Origin of the sequence: Nesterenkonia sp. PF2B19 (assembly GCF_001758425.2) — a bacterium.
GTDB lineage: Bacteria > Actinomycetota > Actinomycetes > Actinomycetales > Micrococcaceae > Nesterenkonia > Nesterenkonia aethiopica.
Genome location: NZ_MDSS02000018.1, coordinates 22768 through 37962 on the forward strand (window position 1 = coordinate 22768; position 15195 = coordinate 37962).

13 protein-coding genes and 1 pseudogene are annotated in these 15195 nt (G+C 70.0%); 6 read left to right on the forward strand and 8 right to left on the reverse strand.

What is annotated here, in order from left to right:
* Positions 1-5: 5 nt before the first annotated feature.
* The gene (locus BCY76_RS07225; protein WP_070162689.1) at positions 6-1256 is read right to left on the reverse strand and encodes a glycine cleavage T C-terminal barrel domain-containing protein; all 1251 of its coding nucleotides are present in this window, start codon (positions 1254-1256) and stop codon (positions 6-8) included.
* A gap of 144 nt (positions 1257-1400) precedes the next feature.
* Between BCY76_RS07225 and BCY76_RS07230 the strand changes: the two genes are divergently transcribed.
* Positions 1401-2210, forward strand: a complete 810-nt coding sequence (locus BCY76_RS07230) for an IclR family transcriptional regulator (RefSeq protein ID WP_085437432.1) — start codon at positions 1401-1403, stop codon at positions 2208-2210.
* Between the two features lie 61 nt (positions 2211-2271).
* On the opposite strand, the gene BCY76_RS19110 is transcribed toward BCY76_RS07230, so the two are convergent.
* Together BCY76_RS19110 and BCY76_RS19120 are read right to left on the reverse strand one after the other, a co-directional pair.
* Complete coding sequence (locus BCY76_RS19110; protein ID WP_336582014.1) at positions 2272-4308, reverse strand: GcvT family protein; 2037 nt, start codon at positions 4306-4308, stop codon at positions 2272-2274.
* A 20-nt stretch (positions 4309-4328) separates the two neighbouring features.
* Positions 4329-4823, reverse strand: a complete 495-nt coding sequence (locus BCY76_RS19120; protein ID WP_237090029.1) for an NAD(P)/FAD-dependent oxidoreductase — start codon at positions 4821-4823, stop codon at positions 4329-4331.
* A gap of 296 nt (positions 4824-5119) precedes the next feature.
* On the opposite strand from BCY76_RS19120, the gene BCY76_RS07240 reads away from it, so the two are divergent.
* The 4 genes from BCY76_RS07240 to BCY76_RS18040 all read left to right on the forward strand — a co-directional run bounded on the left by BCY76_RS07240 (position 5120) and on the right by BCY76_RS18040 (position 8336).
* Positions 5120-6247, forward strand: coding sequence for a DVUA0089 family protein (locus tag BCY76_RS07240; RefSeq protein WP_070162693.1), 1128 nt, complete (start codon positions 5120-5122; stop codon positions 6245-6247).
* A 445-nt stretch (positions 6248-6692) separates the two neighbouring features.
* A complete protein-coding gene (locus BCY76_RS07245; protein ID WP_083277818.1) occupies positions 6693-7307 on the forward strand; it encodes a DUF47 domain-containing protein in 615 nt (204 codons plus the stop codon).
* 10 nt (positions 7308-7317) lie between these two features.
* Positions 7318-8028, forward strand: coding sequence for an inorganic phosphate transporter (locus BCY76_RS07250; RefSeq protein WP_085437433.1), 711 nt, complete (start codon positions 7318-7320; stop codon positions 8026-8028).
* Positions 8029-8051: 23 nt separating this feature from the next.
* On the forward strand, positions 8052-8336 hold the full coding sequence (locus BCY76_RS18040; RefSeq protein WP_170922623.1) for an inorganic phosphate transporter: 285 nt from the start codon (positions 8052-8054) through the stop codon (positions 8334-8336).
* A 105-nt stretch (positions 8337-8441) separates the two neighbouring features.
* Here BCY76_RS18040 and pstB read toward each other — a convergent pair whose 3' ends face one another.
* The 4 genes and pseudogenes from pstB to pstS form a co-directional block, all read right to left on the reverse strand.
* Positions 8442-9221, reverse strand: coding sequence for a phosphate ABC transporter ATP-binding protein PstB (gene pstB / locus BCY76_RS07260; protein ID WP_070162697.1), 780 nt, complete (start codon positions 9219-9221; stop codon positions 8442-8444).
* Between the two features lie 116 nt (positions 9222-9337).
* Positions 9338-10621 (reverse strand): phosphate ABC transporter permease PstA, encoded by a 1284-nt coding sequence (gene pstA, locus BCY76_RS07265; RefSeq protein ID WP_083277819.1) that lies wholly within the window; start codon positions 10619-10621, stop codon positions 9338-9340.
* Positions 10621-11630: pseudogene (pstC, locus tag BCY76_RS07270) on the reverse strand (phosphate ABC transporter permease subunit PstC). The gene pstA and the pseudogene pstC overlap by 1 nt, the downstream one beginning before the upstream one ends.
* 140 nt (positions 11631-11770) lie before the next feature.
* Positions 11771-12898, reverse strand: a complete 1128-nt coding sequence (gene pstS / locus BCY76_RS07275; RefSeq protein WP_070162745.1) for a phosphate ABC transporter substrate-binding protein PstS — start codon at positions 12896-12898, stop codon at positions 11771-11773.
* Between the two features lie 262 nt (positions 12899-13160).
* Between pstS and BCY76_RS07280 the strand changes: the two genes are divergently transcribed.
* Positions 13161-13706 (forward strand): amino-acid N-acetyltransferase, encoded by a 546-nt coding sequence (locus BCY76_RS07280; RefSeq protein ID WP_083277822.1) that lies wholly within the window; start codon positions 13161-13163, stop codon positions 13704-13706.
* A 52-nt stretch (positions 13707-13758) separates the two neighbouring features.
* Here the strand turns inward: BCY76_RS07280 and BCY76_RS19880 are convergent, their stop codons facing one another.
* Entirely contained in the window at positions 13759-15138 is a 1380-nt protein-coding gene (locus tag BCY76_RS19880) for an FUSC family protein (RefSeq protein WP_272896826.1), read from the reverse strand.
* Positions 15139-15195 lie beyond the last annotated feature (57 nt).

The window sequence follows — 15195 nt, forward strand, 5'->3', positions numbered from 1 at the left end:
CGGGTTCAGTTCTCCGTGGCCGGATGCCCGTTGCCCGCGACGAACGCCTGCTTGGGCGTATCCTTGGTGGGATCCACGAACGGCTTGGGCACCACCACGGCGGGCACGATGCCGGCCGGAGTCTCGATGTCCAGCTCCGTGCCGATGTCGCTGAGCTCGGTCGGCACCATCGCGAAGCCGATGTTGCGCTCCAACCGGGGGGAGAAGCAGGCGGAGGTGACCTCGCCGACGCGTTCTCCTCCTCGCCAGACGGGGAAGGCCTCGATCATGGAGCCGTCGTTGAAGGTGCCCAGCGGTGCGCCGCCGATCTCCACCCCGGCCAGACGACGGCTGACACCCTGCTCCTTGATGCGGGTCAGGGCCGCCTTGCCGATGAAGTCGGCCTCCTGTTCGAGATCCACCATCCAGTCGTATCCCATGCCGACTTCGAAGGGGTTGGTGTCGAAGGTGATGTCGCAGCCGTGGGCGAGGATGCCGGCCTCGATGCGCCGCATATGGCACGGCCCGATGACGCGCATCCCGAACGGCTCGCCGGCCGCCCAGACGGTCTCCCAGAGCCTGACGCCGTCGCGGGAGGCGTTCTTGACGTAGATCTCGAAGCCCAGCTCCGCGGTGTACCCGGTGCGGGAGACGATGACCTCCATGCCGTCCAGCTCATACTCCTGGAGCCGGTAGTAGCCGATGTCGAAGACGCCGTCGCCGAAGATCGCGGCCATGACCTGCCCAGAGAGCGGGCCCTGGACCTGGACGGGGCCGATGTCGGCCTCTTCGACGGTGACGTCCAATCCGGAGTTGATGGCCAGCCCGCGGGCCCAGAGCAGGATGTCGCTGTCGGCCAGGGAGAGCCAGAAGTGGTTCTCTCCGAGGCGGAGCAGGACGGGGTCGTTGAGGATGCCGCCGTCCTCGCCGGTGATGAATACGTACTTGCACTGTCCGACCTCACACTTGGTGAGGTCACGCGGGACGAGCATGTTGGTGAACTCGAAGGCGTCAGGTCCGGTGATCTCGATCTGCCGTTCCACGCCGACGTCCCACAGGGTCACCCCGTTGAGCAGCGCCCAGTACTCGGCGACCGGATCGCCGTAGTGCCGGGGGTGATACGTGTGGTTGTACACGCTGTACATCGCCACTCCATGCCGCCGCGACGCCCAGAAGAACGGTGATTTCCTCAGGCGCGGATACAGCAGGATCCGTGGGTCCGGGACGACGGCGCCGAGGCCGTCGTCGAGGGTCAGCGGGCCTTCATCGAGCGTCATGGGATCCTCCCCGGCTGCCACATCTTCGGGACACTTCCAGCATGACACTGTGTCGCGTACCACACAATAGGTTGCGCCCTGCGCGACGGTGCCCCTTGCCCTGCGAGGCCGACCGCGTCATGCTCGAAAGGGATGAGGCCTGCCATGAACGCCCCGACGAGTCCGGAGAACGCCACCGCCCCGACGCATCGCCCCCCGGGGGCACCGGTGAGGTCCGTGGACCGCGCCCTGACCGTGCTGAGCATCCTGGCCCGCGACGGCGAGGCCACCCTCAGCCAGATGGCCCGGGAACTGGGAGTGCACAAGTCCACCGTGGGTCGCCTGGCCGAGGTGCTGGTCCACCATGACCTGGTCGAGGCTCCCGACGGCGCCGGCGGGTACCGCCTGGGCGTGGGCTGCCTGCGGCTGGCCGGCGCCACGGCGGCGCGGCTGGACCTCTCCCTGGAGGCCCAGCCCGTGTGTGACGAGCTCTCCGCCCAGATCGGCGAGACCACCAACGTGGCCATCACCCGCGACGGCGTGGCCATCAACGTCTGCCAGGCCGAGGCTGACACGGCCGTCGCCATGCGCAACTGGATCGGCCAGCACACCGCCCTGCACGCCACCTCCAACGGGAAGGTGCTGCTGGCGCACCTCTCGGAGGAGGACCGGCACGCCGTGTTCGACGCCGGCTTGGAGCCCTTCACCGCGCACACGCTCACCCGCCCCACCGAGCTGACCGAGGAGCTGCAGCGCATACGCGGCCGCGGCTGGGCCTACGCCGTGGAGGAGTACGAGGAGGGGCTCAACGCGGTGGCGGCCCCCGTCTTCGACCACAGCGGCGCCGTCGTCGCCGGGATCAGCGTGGCCGGCCCGTCCTACCGTCTGCCGCCGGACCGGCTCCCGGACGTCCGGAGCGTGATCCAGGCCGCCGACACCCTGTCGAGGCGCCTGGGCCACGGCGGCCGTCGCTGACCGCCGGCGAAACGCCGGCTCCTCCCCGACCTGGCACCCGGCCTGTCAGCCCTTCAGCCCTTCAGCCCTTCAGCCGACGATGCTCCGGATCGAAGGGCGCCGTGCGGCCCACGGTCAGCACCTCGGCCGGCAGCCGCACCCCCAGGTACTCCACCAGCAGCTCCGTGCCGAGCACCGCGCGCTCGGGCGGCAGGTAGGCCAGCATCACGTATCGCCCCAGCGACGGCGCCGGGCCCGCGCTGGTGACATAGCTGCGCCGCCCGCGGCCGTCCACCAGGGGTGAGCCGTCGACGTCGAGCACCGGCTCATTGCCGGTGGGGAACCGCGGCTCCGCGGCCCCGACGCCGGTGAGCGCGAGGGTGCACAGCACGGCGGCGGGCTCCTGGGCGCGGGCCGCAAGGTAGGCACCCTTGCCGAGGAAGTCCGCCTCCTTGACTGTCGGCAGCGCGAGCCCGGCCTCCACCGGGTCCCGCTCCGGGGTGAGCTCCGCGCCGAAGAGCCGATGCGCCTTCTCCAGCCGACCGGTGGTCCCATAGACCCCGCCCCCTGCGGCGATCAGCCCGTGTGGCCGCCCGGCCTCCCACAGGGCGTCCCACAGCGGCAGCCCGTGCTCGGTGGGCAGGTGGATCTCCCAGCCGAGGTCGCCCACATAGGAGATGCGCACCATCAGCGTCGGGATCCCGGCGAGCACCACCTCCCGTGCCGTGCCGAAGCGGAAGCCGTCAGCCGAGACGTCGTCGTCGGTCAGCGATGCGACGATGTCCCGGGCACGCGGCCCCCAGAGACCGATCGCGCAGGTCGCCGAGGTCAGATCCTGGATCTCGACGCGCCCGGCGTCGAGCTCAGCGGCCAGATGACGGCGGAACCAGGCCAGGTCCCGGGCGCCGTCGGCGGCTCCGGTGATGACCCGGAAGTGCTGCTCCCCCAGCCGCACGATGGTCAGATCCGAGCGGAAGCCGCCGCGGACATCCAGCAGCGGAGTGTAGGTGACCCGTCCCACGGGCCGGTCCGCATTCGCCACCGCCATCCGCTGCACCCCCTCCAGCGCCGCCTGGCCGGTGACGTCGAAGACGCTGAACGCGGTGAGGTCGAACATGGCTGCGTGCTGGCGCATCCTCAGATGCTCGGCCTCGATGATCGGTGACCACCAGCGGACGTCCCATTCGTGGACCCGGTGGTCGATCCGGCGCGCATACTCCTCCACCAGAGGCGCGTTGGCCGCGTACCACTGCGGCCGCTCCCAGCCCGAAGCCTCGAAGAACTCCCCGCCCAGCGCCTGGGTGCGCGGATGGAACGGACTGGTGCGCATCGGGCGACTGCTTGCCCACTGCTCACGCGGATGCGCGATCCCGTACACCTTGGGGAAGCCCTCAGCCGCCCGGGCCCGCACGTGGCGCCGGGTGCGGGCATAGGGCGGGAAGCGGGTGACATCGGCCCCATGGACGTCCACCTCGGAGGCCCCGTCGGTCATCCACTCGGCCACCGCCCGCCCGACGCCGGGTCCTTCCTTGATCCACACCGCCGCCGCGGACCACAGGCCGCGGACCTCCGCGGTCTCTCCGAGCAGCGGCGCACCGTCCGGGGTGAGGGAGAGCAGCCCGTTGATCGCCTGGGTGACCTCCACGCCGTCGCGGCCCTGCTCCCCCAGCAGCTCCGGGTAGAGCTGCCGGGCATGGGCCAGCTGCGGGGCGAAGTCCTCTGCGGTGAAGGGCATCTGGGTGGGCGAGGCCTGCCCTGGGGCACCGAAGGGCGGGATCTCGTCGGGCTCGTGGAGGATCGGCCGGTGCGCGTAGGAGCCGACCTCCAGATCCGGTCCGCGCTGTCGGGCGTACATGCGGGCGTCCATGTCCCGGACCAGCGGCAGGGAGATCCACTCCTCGGTGGCGGCCAGCTCCGGAATCGGCCCGAGGTCCATCATCTGGTGCACTGCGGCCACCAGCGGGATGCGGGCATCCGCCAGGGCGGCGATCCGGGGACTCCAGACCCCGCAGGCGACGACGACATGCTCCGCCTCCACCCGGCCGTGATCCGTGACCACCGCGCGGATGCGGCCCGGCACCCCGCCGTGCGGGCCGGCGTCGACCTCCAGCCCGGTCACCTCCGTGCGGTCGGCGACGGTCAGTGCCCTGCGCTCCTCGGCCCGGGCGCGCAGGAGCTCCGCGGCGCGGACGCGTCGTCGATGGCACCGGTGGGCGTGTGGAAGCCGGCCAGCAGCAGATCCTCGCGGATGTGGGGCATGAGCTCGCGGACGCGGGCGGGGCCGATGAGCTCGGCCTCCACGCCCCAGGCGGCCGCCGAGCTCATCCGGCGACGCAGCTCCTGCAGCCGCTCCGGAGTGCGGGCCACCTCGATCCCGCCGCGCTCGGTGAGCACGCCCAGTGCCCGGTACTGCCGCAGCGAGTCCAGGGTCAGCTCGGTGATCTCGCGCGAATGGTCCACGGGGAACACGAAGTTCGAGGCATGGTCGGTGGAGCCCCCGGGCTCCGGCAGAGGGCCCTTGTCCACCAGGAGGATGTCCCGCCAGCCGAGCTCGGCGAGATGTCGCACGATCGAGCTGCCGACGATGCCGGCCCCGATGACGACCACCTGTGCGCTGTCTGGAATGCTGACCATCGCTCTCACCACCATTGCCGGGCGATGTCTGTGCCCCGATGATAGTGCCGCGCTCCGGGGCCTGGCCATGGTGGATCGGAGCGGGGTGCGGGGCGGGGTTCGGGACAGGGTTCGGGACAGGGTTCGGGGCAGGGGTCGGGGTGGAGTGCGGGGCCCCGACGCGACGACGCTCATCGCCCACCCGAGCCGACTCCCGTCATACATGGCCCTCCTGCGGCGACGAGATTACGCTGAGCCAGGACGATGAGGGGCGGGGACGGCCACAGCCTCCCGCACGCCCGGAAGGAAGAGGACCTATGACTGCACCCGCCTCGGGCTGGTATCCGGACCCCGAACAGCAGGACCAGCTGCGCTACTGGGACGGCCAGCAGTGGACCCCGCACCGGACGCCGATGCCGCACCGCACGCCCCCGTCCGGGCACGCCCAGGCCGCGGGGTTAGGCCAGTCTCGCCAGCCCACCGGGTACGGGCAGGCCGCCGGGTACGGTCAGCCTGCCGTACCCGGCCAGCCCAGCGGATACAGCAGCCATTCCGGGTATGGCCAGCAGCCGGGCCACTCTCAACCTCCCGGCCACCCCGGACAGCCCCCGCATGACCAGCGTCCGCCCTGGGAGCAGCAGCCGGCGCAACGCTCCTCCGGCCGCGGCCTGATCATCGGGCTGGGGCTCGGCATCGGGCTGTTCCTGGTCCTCGTCGTCGTCCTCGTCGTGGTCATCGTCTCGCGCATCGGAGCCGACGAGGACACCACCACGACCACGGGGCCGGAGCGACCCCAGGAGAACCCCGAGACCCTCTCCGTCGACGACTCCGTCACGGTGCACGTCCCCGACGACGCCGAGACCCGCCTGCAGCTCAGCGTCGAAGAGGCCGGCCTCTACCACGTGGCCACGCAGAGCGAGCAGGGCACCGACCCGGTCCTCGCGCTGCAGGACGCCGACGGCACCGAGATCGCCTTCGCCGACGACGGCGGCACCGACTCCCCCAACGTCATGGACGGCGGATTCGAGACCGCCTTGGTCCCGGGCGAGTACGACGTGGTGGTCACCAAGTTCTCCGGCGACCCCGCTGAGGTGACAGTGACCACGGAACAGATCGCCGTCGCCGAGCAGCTCGAGGACGGGGAGCACACCGTGGAGGCTGCCGCGGACGCCGCCTGGCTGGCGACCGTCGACGTCCCGGACGGAGCCCGCGTGGTGCTCGACGTCCGGGGCGACGACGGAGCAGACCTGGTCCTCGACGTCGTGCTCCCCGACGGCTCCGAGGAGCGCAACGACGACCGCAGCGTCAGAGATCCGGAGTCGGACAGCGTGCTGGACCCGTATCTGGAATTCGACGTCGACGAGGGCGGGGTCCTGACCATCATGGTCTCCGGCTCCGGCTCCGGCGCCGCCTCCGGCACCATCAGCATCGAGGTCGAGGACTGAACGGTCGACGATTGAACGGTCCAGGATTCATCGGCCCTGCCGACCGGCCCCATCAGTCCCCGTGAGCAGACACACGGGAACCGGATCCGAGAACACAGTTGACCGCAGCGACTTCCAGGGGGACACTGGGAATGTGCCGGGCTGCAGGTAACCCCCGGGCTCCAACCTTTAGCCGCTTCGAGCGGCCACGCGCCGTGAGGCGTTCCCAGCCCGGCACCCCAAACCACATAGCGGACGCGCCCTCAGCAGGCACCGTCGTCAGCTCTGAACCCGCCCATGCCCTGACATGCGGCGGGTTCACCTGTCTGCAGAGCCCGCCGAGCCTCCCAGATCTGACCCATGACCCCGGATCCCGTCGCGGAGCCACCGACACAATCGATTCATCTTCCCGCTATACACTCTCCACGGACATCGCTTCACCGGGAGACCAGATGAGGACCACGGCATGAACGCACGACGACAGCGCCACTCGCAGGCGGTGGAGCTGCTGACCGACATCGGCCGGGAGGTCCGGACCGGGGTCAACCTGCTGTCCCAGCTGCTGGGCATGCCCGCCGCCGACCGCCGACCGCTCCGCGAGGAGCTCATCGGCCTGGAGGGCACCGCCATGGACCTCCATTTCAACCTGATGACGCATATCCGCAGCGTCTTCCTCACCCCGCTCCCCCGGGAGGACATCTACGCCCTCTCCCAGCTGCTGAACCGCACCCTCGAACATGTGGTGGCCGCCGGAGATCTCATCATCGCCCGGGAGAACCTGGTGCTGCCGCGCCAGAGCTCGGACCAGCTGGAGACCATGGGCCGTCAGGTGGACCTCACGATCGACGCGCTGGCCCGGCTCGACGACTTCGACCACCTCGAGGAGTACTGGATCCAGATCCAGCGGCTCACCAAGCAGGCCAATCGCACCCACCGGGAGTGGCTGATCTCCTCCGACAGCGCCTTCCAGCCCAACATCGCACTGCAGCAGGCGCAGATCGCCAGCGCGATGCTGCAGGCGGTGGAGTCGCTGCGGATGGTCAGCACCACGGCGGGGTCGATCATCGTCCGGGAGTCCTGAGGCCCGCCACGTGGAGATCCTGCTGCTCGTCCTCATCGTCGTCGTCCTGCTGCCCAACCTTTTCGTCGCCGGCATGCACGACGTCGCCAACTCCATCGCCATCCCCACCCGCACCCGAGCGCTGACCCCGCGGATCGCGACCCGGCTGGCCGCCGGGGCCAACGCGTTGGGAGTGCTGATGACCATCCCGCTGGGAGTGCACCTGTTCTCCTGGTTCGACTTCCCGCGGATGGACCCGCAGATGGTCCTGGGCGTCCTGCTGACCTCACTGATCTCCCTGCTGGGATGGAACCTGTGGACCTACTTCCGGGGGGTGCCGACGTCGACGACCCACGCCCTGCTGGCCGCACTGATCGGCGGCGCCCTGGCCTCGATGATCCTCGACGGTACGGACTCCAGCGCGGTGCTCGGCCTCCCGTGGGCGGCCCCGCTGGCCACCCTGCTGCTCTCCCCGCTGGTCGCCTTCGGCCTGGCCTATCTGCTGGTGTTCCTGGCGGTGCGGGTCGCCCGGGGGGCGGATCCCGACGCCGTCAACGAGACCAGCCGGACCGTGCAGGCGGTGTGCGCCGGGCTCACCAGCCTGGGCACCGGCCTGCAGCAGGGACAGCGGTTCGCCTTCATCCTGCTGCTGGCCCTTCCGGCGGCGAACATCGACCACTCCGGCGCCTGGATCCCCGTCGCCTACGTCTCTTCGCGCTGCTCATCGGGCTGGGCTGCCTGACCGGCGGGTGGCGCATCGGCCACATGCTGGGCCACCGACTGGTCACCATCGACCCGCTGCGCGGCATGGTCTCCACCACGACCACCTCGGCGCTGCTGTTCGTCGGCTCCATGGCGATGTCGCTGCCGCTGTCGACCTCCCTGACCGCGGCCTCCTCGGTGATCGGGGCCGGGTCCAACCAGCGGTTCGCCACCGTGAACTGGCCACAGGCGATCCGGCTCTTCGCCTACTGGGCGGTGACCCCTCTGGCGGTCGGTGCGGCCTCCGGGGTCCTGCTGCTGGCACTCTCTCCGCTGCTGGAGTACTGACGCCCGGCACGCCCTGCCCGTTGGCCCCGGAACAATTGTCGGAATACGCGCACTTAAGCGAGGTTTAGCGACAATCCCTCCGGGGGCAACCCAGGGCGGAGCCGCTCAGCCGAACCGGCCGGAGACGTAGTCCTCGGTGGACTTCTCCTTCGGGTTGTTGAAGATCGTGGAGGTGTCGTCATACTCGATGAGCTTCCCCGGCTTGCCGGTGCCCGCGATGTTGAAGAACGCCGTCCGTTCGGAGACCCGGGCCGCCTGCTGCATGTTGTGCGTGACGATGACGACCGTGTACTCCTCCTTCAGCTCGGCGATGAGGTCTTCCACCGCAAGCGTGGAGATCGGGTCCAACGCGGAGCACGGCTCGTCCATGAGGATCACATCAGGCTTCACCGCGATGGTCCGGGCGATGCACAGCCGCTGCTGCTGACCGCCCGAGAGTCCCGACCCGGGCTTGTCCAGGCGGTCCTTGACCTCGTTGAACAGGTTCGCCCCGCGCAGGGACCGCTCGACGACGTCGTCGGCCTCCGCGCGGGAGAGCCGCGTCCCGTTGAGCCGGTACCCGGCCAGCACGTTGTCCCGGATGCTCATGGTGGGGAATGGGTTGGGCCGCTGGAAGACCATGCCGACCATGGTCCGCACCGTCACCGGGTCCACCCCGGGGCCGTAGATGTCATCGCCGTCCAGCAGCAGCTTCCCGGAGACGGTGGCCCCCGGCAGCACCTCATGCATGCGGTTCAGACTCCGCAGGAAGGTGGTCTTTCCGCAGCCGGACGGGCCGATGAACGCCGTCACCGACCGGGAGGCGATCTCGATGCTCACCCCCTCCACGGCGAGGAAGTCGCCGTAGTAGACGTTGAGGTCCTTCGCCTCGATGCTCTTGGACATGTCTCACTCTCTCACTGGATCGGCGCCGGGTGTTGCCCGGCAGGATGAGGGCCTGATCGGCGCTCCGGGCAGCCCCGCCCGGTCTGTCAGTGGCCCGTCTGTCAGCGCCCGGTCTGTCAGCGGCCCGTCTGCTTCGGCGCGAAGACCTTGGCCACCAGGCGGGCGATCAGGTTCAGCAGCATGACGATGATGATCAGCACCAGAGCCGCCGCCCAGGCCCGCTGATGCGACGGGTCCGAGAAGTTCGGGGAGGTCGGGTTCTGGAACTGACGATAGATGTACACCGGCAGTGCCGTCATCCATCCGGAGAACAGGTTCCAGTTCACGTTCACCACGAACCCGGCGGTCACCAGGATCGGAGCGGTCTCCCCGATCACCCGTGCGATCGCCAAGGTGACGCCCGAGGCGATGCCGGAGATCGCCGTCGGAATCACCACCTTCAGGATGGTGCGCCACTTGCGCACCCCCAGCGCATAGGAGGCCTCCCGCAGCTCGTTGGGCACCACCCGCAGCATCTCCTCCGTGGTGCGGACCACCACCGGGATCATCAGCACCGAGAGCGCGATGGCCGCAGTGATGCCCATGGTGGAGCGGATCCCGCCGAACGCCCCGGTGAGGGTGTTCACGGTGGAGAGGAACCACGCCATGGCGGCGCCGGCGAACAGACCGGCCACGATGGACGGAATGCCCGTCATCACGTCCACGAAGAAGGTGATCGCCCGCGCCAGGGGGCCGCCGCGCGAGTACTCCACCAGGTAGATGGAGGTCAGCAGGCCGATGGGCACCGAGATGACCGTCGCGGCGATGGTGATCAGCAGCGACCCGATGATCGCATGCCGGATCCCGCCCAGCACCGCGGCCCCCTGCTCCTGGGACGCCTGGTCGATGGTGCCGTCGATGCCTCGCATGTCCGAGGCGAAGAAGCCGGGCTCGATCAGCCCGGGAAGCCCCACGGAGACCACCGACCAGATCACCGAGACCAGCGGCAGCAGCGCCGTCAGGAACGCCAGATGCACCAGATTGGTCCAGAGCCCGTCGGTGGCCTTGCGCCTGCCCACCCGAAGACGGGTGACCACATAGCTGACGATCACATGCAGCACCGCGGTGAGCACCAGCCACAGCGGCACCGAGAAGCCCGGCAGGGCGCTCACGGCCGCGGCGACGACGGCGGATCCGGCCAGCACCGCGAGCCAGGTCCAGCGAGGAAGGGTGTTCCGGGTCAGTCGGCTGCGCCGTCCGGCGAGGTCCCCGGCGGACTGTCCCGGCGCGTCATCGGAGCGGGACCCGAGGGTCGGGGCACCCGGCGTCTGCACGGTGGCGGGTGTCGGGGCAGGTGTGGAGGCGGAGGCGTCGTCGTCGCGACGCTCCCTCTGCTGAACGGAGTTCGGGGTGTCGGCCATCAGTTGGCTCCTGAGAATTCCTTGTGGCGGCTGACGATCCACCGGGCGGTCATGTTCACGATCAGGGTGATGACGAACAGCACCAGGCCGATGGCGATCAGCTGAGCCTGCCGCTCGGAGCCCGGAGGGGCCTCCGGGAAGCCCAGGGCGATCTCCGCCGGGATGGTGCTGTTGCCCGCCGAGATCAGCGAGGCCGAGAGCGGTCCCGCCGAGAGCACCAGCGCCACCGCCATCGTCTCTCCCAGCGCCCGTCCGAGCCCCAGCATGACTCCGGAGATGATGCCGGCCCGGGCGAAGGGGAACACCGCCATGCGGATCATCTCCCAGCGGGTCGCTCCCAGCGCGAGCGCGGCCTCCTCATGGAGCTTCGGGGTCTGCACGAAGATCTCCCGGGACACCGAGGTGATGATCGGCAGGACCATCACTCCCAGCACCACTCCGGCGGTGAAGATCGTGCGACCCGTCTGCGAGGGCGCGTCCCCGAACAGCGGGATGAAGCCAGGTGTTCGTGCAGCCACGTGTAGGCGGGCACCAGCGCCGGCCCGAGAAAGCTCATCCCCCAGGCGCCGTAGACCACCGAAGGGATCGCCGCCAGCAGGTCGATCACGTATCCGATGGACTTGGACAGCCGCGGCGGGGCGAAGTGCGAGATGTACAGAGCGACGCCGACCGCCACCGGGGTGGCCAGCACCAGCGCGATCGCCGAGGCCACCACGGTGCCGATCACCAGCGGATAGGCGTACTCCAGGAACGCCCCGATGATGAGCCCCTCCTCCTCCCGGTAGACCGCGCCGGTGGAGTTGGCGGTGAGGAACAGGGCCACGAAGGCCAGCACCACCAGGATGGCGACGCCCGCCCCCAGCGCCAGGCCGGAGAACACCCGGTCACCGAACACTCCCCCGGAGTCAGAGGTGGTCAGCGAATTATGTCTGTTCTCCCGATCGGGTGCGGCCGCCACGGCCGTCCCGGGGGTGGGTGACTCGTCCGAGCTGGTCACAGGATCTCCCATCAGAGCATCACAGGTGTCAGTGGTGCGCACGCCGCCGGGCGAGCACCGTCGTCGTCGGCTGCACCGCGCAGGTCAACGGACGGACCCCGGAGGAGGGCGCCATGCGGCGCCCGCCACCGGGGTCCCGGATCAGTGGCCGGTCACTCGGCCGCGCTGATCTGGTCGAGGGCCTCGAGCGCCTGGTCGCGCAGCTCATCCGACATCGGGGCGTTGCCCGCGGCCGACTCGGCGGTGGACTGGCCGTCCTCGGAGACCACGTACTCGCCGAACGCCTTCACCAGGTCCACGGTCTCCTGCTCCGGGTACTCGTTGCAGAAGATGTTGTAGGCCACCAGCACGATCGGATACGCGCCGGACTCCTCGGTCTCGCGATCCAGCTCGACAGCCATGTTGTTCGGCGCCTGACCCTCCACCGGGCTGGAGGAGGCGACCGCCTGCGCGGCGGCCTCCGGGGAGTACTCCACATACTCCTCGCCCACCTGGACGGCCACCGAGTCCAGACCGCCGATCTGTGAGGCGTCGGCATAGGTGACGGCGCCGTCGGTGCTGGTGGTCAGATCCACCACGCCGGAGGTCTGCTGGGCCGACTCCGAGGAGACCTCCGCCGGCCAGGCGCCGTCGGCCTCCCATTCCCAGACGTCGGGGGCCGCGGCCTCCAGGTACTCGGTGAAGTTCTCGGTGGTGCCGGAGTCGTCCGCGCGGTGCACCACGGTGATCGGGGTGTCCGGGAGGTCCAGATCCGGGTTGTGCTCGACGATCGCCTCGTCGTCCCAGGAGGTGATGTCCCCGGTGAAGATCCGCGCTAGGGTGTCAGCATCCAGGTTCAGCGTGCCGTCGATGCCCTCGACGTTGTACGCCGCGGCGATCGGCGAGATGTAGGACGGGATGTGGAACGCGCCGTCGGGTCCGCAGACCTCCTGCGACTGCTCCCACTCGCCGTCGTCCATCGCCGCATCGGAGCCTGCGAAGTCATACTCCCCGCCCAGGAAGCCCTCCCGACCGGAGCCGGAGCCCACCGAGGCATAGTTGACCTGCGCCTCAGGGGCCACGGAGGTGAAGCCGTTGGTCCAGGCGGTCATGGCCGCCTCCTGGGCCGAGGAGCCGCCGCCGGAGAGCGTGCCCTGGACCTCCGAGGTCTCCCCGCCGTTATCGCCGTCTCCGCCGGCGGCGTTCTCGCCACCGGGGTTGTTCGCCTCGCCGCAGGCGACCAGCGCCAGCGACGCCACGGACAGGATGGCCGCCGCGCGACCGTAACGATGAAGCTTCACGTCGTCCTCTCTCAGGTGTTGACTGCCAGGCGGAGCCGATCGGCTCCTGCTCGGTGTCCCCGCGCAGATGCGGGACCGGCATGATGCCAGGGGTGGCATCGTGCCAGGGGCCCGGACACAGTCATGCCGCGGACCGAGAGCCACAGTAGGGACAGCAGGTGACGGAACGGCCGGAACGACGTGACCAGAGCGCGCGCATCCGGTGAACGCTCGGTGAACCACGGCACACGCCCTGGCCCGGGGCCGGTCGTAGACTGGGGCGATGACCTCCACCGCGCCGGCCGGTCCCCAGGATCCGGCCCACGACACCTTCAGCATCCGGCCCGCCCGCACCCCTGATGTGCAGCGGATCGTGGACCTCTCGCAGCCGCTGGTGGAGCGACGCGTGCTGGTGCCCAAGGAGAAGGTCGCCTACTTCGAGTCCCTGCAGGAGTTCCAGATCGCCGAGTCCGACGCCGGCGAGCTCATCGGCTTCGGCGCCCTCCACGTCATGTGGGAGGACCTCGCGGAGGTTCGCACCCTGGCCACCCACGACTCCTGGCGCGGCCACGGCGTCGGCTCCGCCCTGCTGCGCCGACTGGTGCAGCAGGCCCGCGAGATCGGCGTCAGCCGGGTGTTCTGCCTGACCTTCGAGGTGGAGTTCTTCACCCGGCACGGGTTCACCGTCATGGAGCAGCAGGACGCCGTGCCGCCCGAGGTCTACTCGGAACTGCTGCGCTCCCACGACGAAGGTGTGGCCGAGTTCCTGGACCTGGCGCGGGTGAAGCCCAACACGCTGGGCAACACCCGGATGATCCTGCACCTCTGAACCGACGCCGCCCTGCGCGGGTGGGCAGGTGCGCGGGTGGGCAGGTCTCAGCTCAGCGCGGCGGCTGCGTGCCCTCTCCCGGGGCGTCGGGACCGTCCGGGGCGGCGCCGTCGTCGTCCTCTTCGAACGGCTCGTGCTGCCAGGGATCCTGCGGCTGGGGCTTCCGCTCCGCCCGTTCCGCGCGACGCTCGGCCTTCACGATCCGGATCCGCCCGGTGAGCGTATCGCGCCGACCCAGCGCCGGCAGATGCTCCTCAGCCTCCTCATGGGTCAGCCCGGCGGCCTCCATGACGTCCACGATCATGGTGCGCAGCATCAGCACCACCGACTCCCCCTCCAGGGTGTCGATCTCCAGCCGGGTCGGGTGCAGGCGGGTGGCCACCGCCGCCAGCCCATGCTGGGCCGCCTCCATCCGCTCCGCCGAGGCCGGCCCCGGCTCGGACACCGCCCGGGCCAGCATGTGGACGGCGTCGGCGAGCTCGTCCAGCAGCGCGGACAGACTGGTCGTGGCGTCGTCGTTGAGGGAGGCGTTGTCCACCATGGACACCGCCCGCCGGGTGATGACCCGCATGGACCGCACCGCCAGGTCCATCTTCTCGGTCAGCCGCCCCATCCTGCGCACGTAGTGCCGATGCCGCCGGTAGGCCGGCGAGTAGCGGGTCAGCTCCTGGGCCGAAGACACGGCGGCCTCGGCGTCGTCGATCTGCGACTGGATCCCCCGGCAGCGGATCAGCGCATGCCAGGCCTCCCGCGACTCCGACGTGCGGATGGCCCGGGCGGTCTCCCGCAGCGCCAGCACCAGATCGTCCACCACTCCGCGCAGCTCACGGATCGGCTCGCGCCGCGGGTCCTTCGGCGTCAGCAGGGCGATCAGCATGGCCACCGTGCCGCCTAGGATCGCGTCCGCACTGCGCGAGAACGGACCCAGCAGCCCGCTCTCCGGAGCCGGGATCAGCACCACGAGCAGCGCTTGCAGGCCCATCTGCATGGCCAGCAGCGAGGAGTTGTCCAGCAGCCGGGCCAGCATCACGGAGATGAACAGCACGAACGAGGCCGTCACCAGGCCGGCCCCGAAGATGTGCAGCACCATGTCCCCGATGAAGATGCCCAGCGTGCAGCCGGCGGCGACCTCCACCACCTTGCGCAGCCGGGGCTCCTTGGTGAACCCGAGGGCGATCATGGCCGCGACCGCGGCGAACAGCGGGCCGTCATGGCCCAGCAGCGTCTCCGCCAGCGCGAAGGAGCCGACGCCGGCGATCGTCATCTGCAGGGCCGGGACCACTGAGCGGGCCCGCGCGGATCCCGCCGGACCGGGCGCGGGCCACGGCGAAGCGCCGAGCTCTGCGAGGTGCTGCCGCAGCGACGCGCCCGTCCCCGACCGGCCCGTGCCGGCGGGGTCCTGGGGGTCCGAGGAGTCCGCAGCTGTGCTCACCCTTCGAGTCTATGCTCTCCCGAGCCTGTGATCAGGGGGCATGTGGCCGAGGCCATG

Bases quoted from the DNA above. Each gene is read 5' to 3' on its own strand.
- BCY76_RS07225 (WP_070162689.1), bottom strand. From the start codon at position 1,256: ATGACGCTCGATGAAGGCCCGCTGACCCTCGACGACGGCCTCGGCGCC.
- BCY76_RS07245 (WP_083277818.1), top strand. From the start codon at position 6,693: ATGAACGCACGACGACAGCGCCACTCGCAGGCGGTGGAGCTGCTGACC.
- BCY76_RS19120 (WP_237090029.1), bottom strand. From the start codon at position 4,823: ATGGTCAGCATTCCAGACAGCGCACAGGTGGTCGTCATCGGGGCCGGC.
- BCY76_RS07230 (WP_085437432.1), top strand. From the start codon at position 1,401: ATGAACGCCCCGACGAGTCCGGAGAACGCCACCGCCCCGACGCATCGC.
- BCY76_RS18040 (WP_170922623.1), top strand. From the start codon at position 8,052: ATGCTGGGCCACCGACTGGTCACCATCGACCCGCTGCGCGGCATGGTC.
- BCY76_RS07240 (WP_070162693.1), top strand. From the start codon at position 5,120: ATGACTGCACCCGCCTCGGGCTGGTATCCGGACCCCGAACAGCAGGAC.
- pstA (WP_083277819.1), bottom strand. From the start codon at position 10,621: ATGGCCGACACCCCGAACTCCGTTCAGCAGAGGGAGCGTCGCGACGAC.
- pstB (WP_070162697.1), bottom strand. From the start codon at position 9,221: ATGTCCAAGAGCATCGAGGCGAAGGACCTCAACGTCTACTACGGCGAC.
- BCY76_RS07280 (WP_083277822.1), top strand. From the start codon at position 13,161: ATGACCTCCACCGCGCCGGCCGGTCCCCAGGATCCGGCCCACGACACC.